The sequence below is a fragment of the Streptomyces sp. NPDC048734 genome, from assembly GCF_043198675.1.
Taxonomy (GTDB): Bacteria; Actinomycetota; Actinomycetes; order Streptomycetales; family Streptomycetaceae; genus Streptomyces.
The window spans coordinates 681,020-690,261 of record NZ_JBICUZ010000003.1 but is presented as its reverse complement, the minus strand read 5'-3'; the positions used below and the strand labels follow the sequence as shown (position 1 = coordinate 690,261).

Below are 9,242 nucleotides of genomic sequence, written 5' to 3'. Positions count from 1 at the left end.
TCCGCGGTCGTCACGGTCCCGGTTGAAACCACCGCGGTCGTCACGACGCTCGAACGGACGACCACCGCGGTCGTCGCGGTTGAAGGAACGGCCACCACGGTCGTCACGGTCCCGGTTGAAACCACCGCGGTCGTCACGGCGCTCGAACGGACGGCCGCCGCGGTCGTCGCGGTTGAAGGAACGGCCACCGCGGTCGTCACGGTCCCGGTTGAAACCAGCGCGGTCACCGCCACGGTCACCGCGGTCGTCCCGCCGCTCACGACGCTCGTACGACGACGAGGTCGCCGGACGCTCCTCGCGGACGGGGCGGTCGGCGTCCCGCGCGACGGGCTGCGCCGGCACGGACACCTCGGCCAGGGCCTCCGACCCGACGGTCCCGGCGGTCTCGCCGGTCGCGGCCACCGCGGCCTGCGCCTCGGCGATCGCCGTCTCCGGGTCCTCGCCACGCTCGCGGGCCACCCGCGCGACCAGTCGGTCCGCCTCCTCGCGCAGCTCGCTCGCGCGCCGCTGCGCCCGCTCCAGCTCGCGGGTCAGCTCGGCGACCTCGCGCTCGGCCTGCTGTGCGGCGTTGCCCGCCGACTCGGCCTGGACCTCGGTCATCGACCGGGCGCCGGTGATCTCGGCGACTTCCGGCTCGAAGGCCGTACCGCCCTGGATGATGTGACGCCCGGCGTCGACGCCCGCGTCCTCCATCAGGCGGAAGATCTGGCGGCGCTGGTGCGGCAGCGAGAGCGAGACCACGGTGCCGGTGCGGCCGGCGCGGGCCGTGCGGCCGGCACGGTGCAGGTAGTCCTTGTGGTCACCGGCCGGGTCCACGTTGAGGACCAGGTCGATGCCGTCGACGTGGATGCCGCGGGCGGCGACGTCGGTCGCGACGAGCGCGTTGACGTAGCCCTTCTTGAAGTCCTCGAGCACGCGGGTACGGGCGCCCTGCGTCATACCGCCGTGCAGCGCGTCGGCCTTCACACCGGAGTCGCAGAGCTGCTCCGCGATGCGGTCGGCGCCGAGCTGGGTGCGCACGAAGATGATGGTGCGGCCCTTGCGGGAGGCGATCGCGGCGGTGACCGGCGCCTTGTCCTTGGGCTTCACGATCAGGATGTGGTGCGACATGGTCGTCACGTTGCCCTGGGCGCTGTCGACCTCGTGCGTGACGGGGTTGTTCAGGTAGCGCTTGACCAGCGTGGAGATCTCGTTCTCCATCGTGGCCGAGAACAGCATGCGCTGACCGCCCTGCGGGACCTGGTCGAGCAGCTCGGTGACCTCGGGCAGGAAGCCCAGGTCCGACATCTGGTCGGCCTCGTCGAGGACGGTGACCTCGACGTTCTCCAGGGAGCAGGCGCCGCGGTTGATGATGTCGCGCAGTCGGCCCGGCGTGGCGACGAGGACGTCCACGCCGCGCTCGAGGGCGTAGATCTGGTTGCTCATCGACGTGCCGCCGCAGACGACCTTCATCTTCAGGCCGAGGACGTCGCCGTACGGCTGGAGCGCGTCGGCGACCTGCATCGCCAGCTCGCGGGTCGGGGTGAGGATGACGGCGCGCGGCTTGCGCTTCTCGGTGTGGCCGCCGGCCAGCGTGGCCAGTGCCGGCAGACCGAAGGAGAGGGTCTTGCCGGAGCCGGTGCGGCCGCGGCCGAGGATGTCCTTGCCGGCCAGGGCGTCCGGGATGGTCGCCGCCTGGATCGGGAAGGGGGAGGTCACGCCGTTCTGGGCGAGCTTGCGCACGACGCCCTCGGGCAGCCCCAGGTCCGCGAAGGACGGCTCGGGCGCCTTGTCGGCCTCGACAGCCTCGACGGTCTCGGTGGTCTCCACGGCGTCGACGGTCGCGGTGACCTCGACGGCCTCGACCGCCTCGCTGTTCTCGGACACGACGACGTGATCAGTACGGGAAATGGACATGCGAATGCGAAACCTTCCGGAGTCTCGTCGGCACGCGCCCGTCAACTCCGTGTTCGCATTCGACCGCCTCAATGCGGTCCGTCACGGTAAGGGAGAGTACGCGCCACACGGCGCGCTCTGTGGTGGCGCCGGGCAAATGGGATCAAACGATCTACCACCATACGCACTCCGTACCCCTGAAGGCAAACCGGTCTGCGTAGACGTGGGTCGCACACCACTGTACGGCATCTACGCCGGTGCCCCGGCCTCCGGCGCCGGTTCCCGCTCGACCAGCTGCGGCACCGGCTCCGCGTCCGCCGACGCGGACGGCTCGGCCACCGTCGGCTCCGGCGACGGCGACGCGGGAGGCTCCGGCGACGGGGGCGGCTCCGGGTCCGCCGAACGCGTCGGCGTCGGTTCGTCCCCCGGCGGCTGCGGCATCCCCGGCCGTTCGCTCCGGCCGGGCCCGGGCCCCTTCGAGGCCGCCGCGCTGCGCCCGGCCGACGGCGAGGCCGCGGGGGAACCGGACCCGCCGCGGCCGCCCTTCGTCCCGTCCGCGCCGTCCCCGCGCCCGCCGCCGGCGCCCGCGCCGGACCAGTGCCCGCCGGTCCGGCCGCCGGACCCGCCCTCCGGCGCGCCGCCCCCGCGCTCCCCCGCCGAGTGGGAGGGCCGGGCCCGGTCCCCCTCCCCGTCCCCCACGCTCATGCAGCCGGCGGCCGCGGCGGCGGCCAGCACCGTGACGGCCAGGCGAACGGGTACGTACAAGGGGCGCACGGGGCCACCTCCGGGGGCAGACGCAGGAGTCACACCCCCAACTCCCGCCACCCACCGGAAGACACGCGCCTCGCCGCGCCGGCGGCTCAGCCGTACCCGAGCGCGTGCAGCCGGGCGTCGTCGATCCCGAAGTGGTGAGCGATCTCGTGCACCACCGTCACCTCGGTCTCCTCGACGACCTCCTCCCGCGTCCCGCACATCCGCAGGGTCGGCCCCCGGTAGATGGTGATCCGGTCAGGCAGCACGCCCGCGTACCACTCGCCGCGTTCGGTCAGCGGGGTCCCCTCGTACAGCCCGAGCAGCTCGGGATCGTCCGCCGGCGGCTCGTCCTCGACGAACACCGCCACGTTGTCCATCAGCCGCGTCAGCTCCGGCGGGATCCGGTCCAGCGCCTCGGCGACCAGTTCCTCGAACTCCTCGCGCGTCATCTCCAGCACGAGGACCATTCTCCGGTACGACAGCGCCGTACGGCGGGTGCGTCCGCATGTCCGGGCACGCACGTGGGCATACGCGACGAATGGCCCGCGTCCGTGTCCCCGCCGCAGCCCTGCACACCGTGAACCGTCTCCGCACCGCCCGCCGCCCCGCCGGCCCCGTCCCCGAACTCGCCGCCCGGCCCCGCCCCTGGGTCCGCGCCCTCGGCCTCACCGCGGTCGTCCTGCTGGGCGCCTGGCTCGGACTGCTGGTCGTCGGGAACGTCCGGGTCCCCGTCGGCCCCATGAACACCACGATGACGCTGCGCCCCGCCCTCGACGGCGGCACGAAGATCAACATCTCCCCGCTCGGCGCCCTCCACCTCGAGAGCCACACCGCCCCCGTGCGCCTGGACGTCAACGTCGACCAGCTCGACCCCGACCGTTCCCAGGCCCTCGTCGACCACCCCGAACGCCTCTCCGGGCTCCAGGAGGAGGTCACCGAGGACATCGAACGCGGCACCCTCGACCTCGCCGTACGCTCCTGCGTCGCCGTCGTCGCCGGCGCCACCGCGCTCGGCCTCGCCGTCTACCGCCGCCCCCGCCGCGCCCTCGCCGCCGGCGGCCTGGCGCTGGCCCTGCTCGCCGCCTCGGGCGCCACCGCCTACGTCACCTGGAACCCCAAGTCGGTCCTCGAACCCCGCTTCTCGGGCCTGCTCTCCTCCGCCCCCTCGGTCGTCGGCAACGCCCGCAGCATCGTCACCGAGTTCGACGTCTACCAGCAGGAACTGGCCCGCCTGGTCACCAACGTGACCAAGCTCTACGACGTCACCTCCACCCTCCCCGCCTACCAGCCCGACCCCACCACCGTGCGCGTCCTGCACGTCTCCGACATCCACCTCAACCCCGCGAGCTGGAAGATCATCGCCTCGCTGGTGACGCAGTACAGGGTCGACGTGATCGTCGACTCCGGCGACACCATGGACCACGGCACGGCCGCCGAGAACGGCTTCCTCGACCCCGTCGCCGACCTCGGCGCCCCCTACGTCTGGGTCCGCGGCAACCACGACTCCACGACCACCCAGGCCTACCTGCGGAACATGAAGAACGTCCACGTCCTGGACGACGGGCGGGCGGTGACCCTCGCGGGGCTGCGCTTCGCCGGCATCGGCGACCCCCAGTTCACCCCCGACCGCTCCACCGTCCCGGGCGCCGAGGGGACCCAGGAGGAGGCGGGCGACCGCCTCGCACGGGCGCTCCGCGCCCAGCGGGCCGCCGGCACCCCCGTGGACGTGGCCGTGGCCCACGAGCCCTCCGCCGCCCGCCGCACCGACGGCGAGGTCCCGATGGTCCTGGCCGGCCACCTCCACCGGGCCGGGACGGAGGTCCTCGACAAGGGCACCCGGCTGCGCGTCGAGGGCTCCACGGGCGGCAGCGGACTGCGTGCCGTCGAGGGCGAGTACCCCGACCCCATCGAGGCGTCGATCCTCTACTTCGACCGCGACTCCCGCCGCCTCCAGGCCTGGGACGAGATCAAACTGGGCGGCCTGGGCCTGACCACGGCCGAGGTCAGCCGTCACCTGCCGAAGGAGAACCGGCCGGGCGCCTCCCCGACGCCCACGCCGTCGTCCCCCACCCCGACGCCGGCTCCCACGACCCCCGCGCCCTCCGGCTCCCGCCCCCGCTCCTGAACCGTTTTGGCGATACCTCCTGCCATCCCATATGCTTCTCACGTCCCCGACGCGCTGCGAAGCGCCCAGGCGGGCCGATAGCCCTCATCGTCTAGCGGCCTAGGACGCCGCCCTTTCAAGGCGGTAGCACGGGTTCGAATCCCGTTGGGGGCACGCAACACCGTGTGCGACACTGTCGTACACACAGCTTGGTCCTGTGGAGCAGTTTGGAGTGCTCGCCACCCTGTCAAGGTGGAGGCCGCGGGTTCAAATCCCGTCAGGACCGCTGGAGTTCCTCGTGGACTCCGTGGCTGGGTAGCTCAGTTGGTACGAGCGATCGCCTGAAAAGCGATAGGTCGCCGGTTCGACCCCGGCCCCAGCCACCACACAGGACAGGGCCCCGATCTTCGGATCGGGGCCCTGTCCGTGTGCCCCGCGACCGCGCCGAACGGGCCCCCGGCGCCGCCCCGGGCAAAAGCACTCGCCACGTTTTTCTCCGGGATGAGATCCTGGACCCCGTATGTCTACGCACCCCGCCCCCGCCCTCGGCGCCCTCGCCCCCCGTCTGGCCGAGCTGTCCCTGCGCGACGCGCACCGGCTCGGGCGCAGGCTGGAGGGCGCGCGCAAGATCCGCAAGCCGGAGGCACGGGCCGCCGTCCTCTCCGAGATCGAGGCGGAGGTCGCGTCCGCCGAAGAACGGATGGACGCGCGGCGCACCCGCCTGCCCGCCGTCACCTATCCCGAGCAGCTGCCGGTCAGCCAGAAGAAGGACGTGATCGCGGAGGCGATCCGCGACCACCAGGTCGTGATCGTCGCCGGTGAGACCGGGTCCGGCAAGACCACCCAGATCCCGAAGATCTGCCTGGAGCTGGGACGCGGCGTCCGCGGCATGATCGGGCACACCCAGCCCCGCCGCATCGCCGCGCGGACGGTGGCCGAGCGGGTCGCCGAGGAGCTGCGGTCGCCGCTCGGGGAGGCCGTCGGCTGGAAGGTGCGCTTCACCGACCAGGTGAACCCGGACGCGACCTTCGTGAAGCTGATGACGGACGGCATCCTGCTCGCCGAGATCCAGACCGACCGCGAGCTGCGCGCCTACGACACGATCATCATCGACGAGGCCCACGAGCGGTCCCTCAACATCGACTTCCTGCTGGGCTACCTCGCCCAGCTGCTGCCGCGGCGTCCGGACCTGAAGGTCGTCATCACCTCGGCCACCATCGACCCCGAGCGGTTCTCCCGGCACTTCGGCGACGCACCGATCATCGAGGTCAGCGGGCGGACGTATCCGGTCGAGGTGCGCTACCGGCCGCTCCTGGAGGAGGAGTCCGAGGACGCCGACCGCGACCAGATCACCGCGATCTGCGACGCCGTCGAGGAGCTGATGGCGGAGGGGCAGGGCGACATCCTGGTCTTCCTCTCCGGCGAGCGGGAGATCCGCGACACCGCGGACGCGCTGGAGAAGAAGAAGTATCGGTTCACGGAGGTGCTGCCGCTGTACGCCCGGCTCTCCCACGCCGAGCAGCACCGGGTGTTCCAGCGGCACACCGGCCGCAGGATCGTGCTCGCGACCAACGTCGCCGAGACCTCCCTCACCGTCCCGGGCATCAAGTACGTCATCGACCCCGGCTTCGCCCGCATCAGCCGCTACAGCCACCGCACCAAGGTGCAGCGGCTGCCCATCGAGGCGATCTCGCAGGCCAGCGCCAACCAGCGCAAGGGTCGCTGCGGCCGTACCTCCGACGGCATCTGCATCCGGCTGTACAGCGAGGACGACTTCCTCGCCCGCCCGGAGTTCACCGACGCCGAGATCCTGCGCACGAACCTCGCCTCCGTCATCCTCCAGATGACCGCGGCCGGGCTGGGCGAGATCGAGAAGTTCCCGTTCATCGACCCGCCGGACCACCGCAACATCCGCGACGGCGTGCAGCTCCTGCAGGAACTGGGCGCGCTCGACCCGGCGCAGAAGGACCCGCGCAAGCGGCTCACCGAGACCGGCCGCAAGCTGGCCCAGCTGCCCGTCGACCCGCGGCTGGCCCGGATGGTCCTGGAGGCCGACAAGAACGGCTGCGCCCGCGAGGTCATGGTGATAGCCGCCGCGCTGTCCATCCAGGACCCGCGCGAGCGCCCGGCCGACAAGCAGACCCAGGCCGACCAGCAGCACGCCCGCTTCAAGGACGAGACCAGCGACTTCCTCGCCTACCTCAACCTGTGGCGGTACGTCCGCGAGCAGCAGAAGGAGCGGGGTTCGTCGTCCTTCCGCCGGATGTGCAAGCAGGAGTACCTGAACTTCCTGCGCATCCGCGAATGGCAGGACATCTACACGCAGCTGCGGACCGTCGCCAAGCAGATGGGCATCCACCTCGACGAGCGGGACGCCGCCGGTGACAGCATCCACGTCTCGCTCCTCGCCGGCCTGCTGTCCCACGTCGGGATGAAGGACGTCAAGGACGGCAACAAGAACGAGTACCTGGGGGCCCGGAGCGCCAAGTTCGCGATCTTCCCCGGCTCGGCCCTGTTCAAGAAGCAGCCCCGGTTCGTCATGTCGGCGGAACTGGTGGAGACGAGCAGGCTCTGGGCGCGCGTCAACGCCAAGATCGAGCCCGAGTGGGTCGAGCCGCTCGCCGGGCACCTCCTGAAGCGGACGTACAGCGAGCCGCACTGGGAGAAGGACCAGGCCGCGGTGATGGCGCTGGAGAAGGTCACGCTGTACGGCGTGCCGATCGTCGCCCAGCGGAAGGTGAACTACGGGCGGATCGACCCGGAGGTCTCGCGCGAGCTGTTCATCCGCAACGCGCTCGTCGAGGGCGACTGGCGCACGCACCACAAGTTCTTCGCCGACAACCGCAAGCTGCTCAGCGAGGTCGAGGAGCTGGAGCACCGGGCCCGCCGCCGGGACATCGTGGTCGACGACGACACGCTGTTCGACTTCTACGACCAGCGCGTACCGGAGCACGTGGTGTCGGGTGCCCACTTCGACTCCTGGTGGAAGCACAAGCGCCATGAGCAGCCCGACTTCCTGGACTTCGAGCGGGAGATGCTCATCCGGGAGTCGGCGGAGGCGGTCACCAAGGCCGACTATCCGGACTCCTGGCGGCAGGGCCCGCTGAAGTTCCGGGTCACCTACCAGTTCGAGCCGGGAGCGGACGCGGACGGCGTGACCGTCCACATCCCGCTCCAGGTCCTCAACCAGGTCACGGACGAGGGCTTCGACTGGCAGATCCCGGGCCTGCGCGAGGAGGTCGTCACCGAGCTGATCCGCTCCCTACCGAAGCCGATCCGGCGCAACTACGTGCCGGCGCCGAACTTCGCGCGGCGGTTCCTGGACCAGGCGGTGCCCCTCCAGGAGCCGTTGACCGTGGCGATGGCCCGCGACCTCAAGCGGATGGTCGGCGTCCCCTTCGAGGCGGAGGACTTCGACCGGTCCCGTCTTCCCGACCACTTGAAGATCACCTTCCGGATCGTCGACGAGCGACGCCGCAAGCTGGCCGAGGACAAGGACCTGGAGGCGCTGAAGCTGCAGCTGCGGCCCAAGGCCCGCCAGGCCATCTCGCAGGCCGCCGCGGCCACCGCCGAGCGGCAGGGCGGCGAGTCCCTGGAGCGCTCCGGCCTGACCGACTGGACCATCGGCGCGCTGACCCGCGTCTTCGAGACCCGTCGGGCCGGCCAGCCGGTGAAGGCGTACCCGGCGCTGGTCGACGACGGCGACACCGTCTCCGTGCGCCTCTTCGACACGGAGGAGGAGCAGGCGGAGGCGATGTGGAAGGGCATCCGCCGGCTGATCCTGCGCAACATCCCGGTCAATCCGGCGAAGTTCGCCTCCGACAAGCTGACGAACGCCCAGAAGCTCGCCCTGTCCGCGAATCCGCACGGCTCCGTCCAGGCCCTGTTCGACGACTGCGCGACGGCCGCGGCGGACAAGCTGATCGGCGACTTCGGCGGGCCGGCCTGGGACGAGGAGTCGTACCGCAAGCTGTACGAGAAGGTGCGCGCCGAGATCGTCGACACGACCGTGCGGACGGTCGGGCAGGTACAGCAGGTCCTGGCGGCCTGGCAGTCCTGTGAGCGCCGCCTGAAGGGCGTACGCAGTCCCTCCCTGCTGGCCAACCTGACCGACGTACGAAAGCAGCTGGACGCGCTCGTACGGCCCGGCTTCGTGACGTGGGCGGGCCTGCGCCGGATGCCGGACCTGATGCGCTACCTGGTGGCCGCGGACCGGCGTCTGCAGCAGATGCCGACCAACGCCCAGCGGGACACCACCCGCATGGAGAAGGTCCACGAGATGCAGGACGAGTACGCCTGGCTGCTGGAGCAGCTGCCCCCGGGCCGCCCCGTGCCGTCCTCGGTGCTGGACATCCGCTGGATGATCGAGGAGCTGCGGGTCAGCTACTTCGCCCACGCGCTGGGCACGGCGTACCCCGTCTCCGACAAGCGGATCGTGAAGGCGATCGACGCGGCCGCGCCGTGACGGACCGGCCACGGAGAGTGAGTTCGACCAGGCGGGCCCCGCTCC

5 protein-coding genes and 3 tRNA genes are annotated in these 9,242 nt (G+C 71.4%); 5 read left to right on the top strand and 3 right to left on the bottom strand.

The window, feature by feature from the left end; genetic code table 11:
• The 3 genes from ACGFQC_RS12150 to ACGFQC_RS12140 all read right to left on the bottom strand — a co-directional run.
• Positions 1-1,896: DEAD/DEAH box helicase (locus ACGFQC_RS12150; protein ID WP_363090822.1), on the bottom strand; the 1,896-nt coding region annotated here is incomplete at its 3' end.
• A 228-nt stretch (positions 1,897-2,124) separates the two neighbouring features.
• On the bottom strand, positions 2,125-2,649 hold the full coding sequence (locus tag ACGFQC_RS12145; protein WP_363090823.1) for a hypothetical protein: 525 nt from the start codon (positions 2,647-2,649) through the stop codon (positions 2,125-2,127).
• Positions 2,650-2,735: 86 nt separating this feature from the next.
• A complete protein-coding gene (locus ACGFQC_RS12140) occupies positions 2,736-3,086 on the bottom strand; it encodes a metallopeptidase family protein (protein WP_363090824.1) in 351 nt (116 codons plus the stop codon).
• A gap of 80 nt (positions 3,087-3,166) precedes the next feature.
• Between ACGFQC_RS12140 and ACGFQC_RS12135 the strand changes: the two genes are divergently transcribed.
• The 5 genes from ACGFQC_RS12135 to hrpA all read left to right on the top strand — a co-directional run bounded on the left by ACGFQC_RS12135 (position 3,167) and on the right by hrpA (position 9,197).
• Complete coding sequence (locus ACGFQC_RS12135) at positions 3,167-4,753, top strand: metallophosphoesterase (protein ID WP_363090825.1); 1,587 nt, start codon at positions 3,167-3,169, stop codon at positions 4,751-4,753.
• Positions 4,754-4,833: 80 nt separating this feature from the next.
• Positions 4,834-4,906 (top strand) — tRNA-Glu (locus ACGFQC_RS12130).
• Between the two features lie 37 nt (positions 4,907-4,943).
• Positions 4,944-5,018 (top strand) — tRNA-Asp (locus tag ACGFQC_RS12125).
• Positions 5,019-5,041: 23 nt separating this feature from the next.
• Positions 5,042-5,118: transfer RNA gene (locus ACGFQC_RS12120), tRNA-Phe, on the top strand.
• Between the two features lie 134 nt (positions 5,119-5,252).
• The gene (hrpA, locus tag ACGFQC_RS12115; RefSeq protein ID WP_363090826.1) at positions 5,253-9,197 is read left to right on the top strand and encodes an ATP-dependent RNA helicase HrpA; all 3,945 of its coding nucleotides are present in this window, start codon (positions 5,253-5,255) and stop codon (positions 9,195-9,197) included.
• Positions 9,198-9,242 lie beyond the last annotated feature (45 nt).